This is a genomic window from Vibrio sp. 2304 (assembly GCF_033339475.1).
Classification (GTDB): domain Bacteria; phylum Pseudomonadota; class Gammaproteobacteria; order Enterobacterales; family Vibrionaceae; genus Vibrio; species Vibrio alginolyticus.
The window spans coordinates 1-526 of the sequence record NZ_JAWOUQ010000134.1 but is presented as its reverse complement, the minus strand read 5'-3'; the positions used below and the strand labels follow the sequence as shown (position 1 = coordinate 526).

The 526-nt window shown below is 56.7% G+C and carries 1 protein-coding gene; it reads left to right on the top strand.

Annotation, left to right across the window (positions count from 1 at the left end):
* Window positions 1-526 (top strand): glycogen/starch synthase (locus R7P64_RS24655; RefSeq protein ID WP_318124268.1); only part of this gene is annotated, 526 nt, incomplete at both ends.

The window sequence follows — 526 nt, the reverse complement described above, 5'->3', positions numbered from 1 at the left end:
CCTTCGCTGGACGTATCACGCTGCTTTTCGGGCATTTCAACGGCGTGGGTATTTACCTGATTGACGCGCCACATCTCTACGACCGTCCCGGTAGCCCGTATCACGACACCAACCTGTTCGCTTATACCGATAACGTCCTGCGTTTTGCGTTGCTTGGCTGGGCCGGATGTGAAATGGCCTGCGGCCTTGACCCATTCTGGCGCCCGGATGTGGTGCATGCGCACGACTGGCATGCCGGTCTGGCCCCGGCGTATCTGGCGGCGCGCGGCCATCCGGCGAAATCGGTGTTCACCGTACACAACCTGGCGTATCAAGGCATGTTTTATGCAAAGCATATGGATGACATCCAATTGCCATGGTCGTTCTTTAATGTGCACGGGCTGGAGTTTAACGGCCAGATTTCGTTCCTGAAGGCCGGGTTGTACTACGCAGACCACATTACAGCGGTGAGTCCAACTTACGCGCGGGAGATTACCGAGCCGCAGTTTGCCTATGGTATGGAAGGTCTGTTGCAGCAGCGTCATCG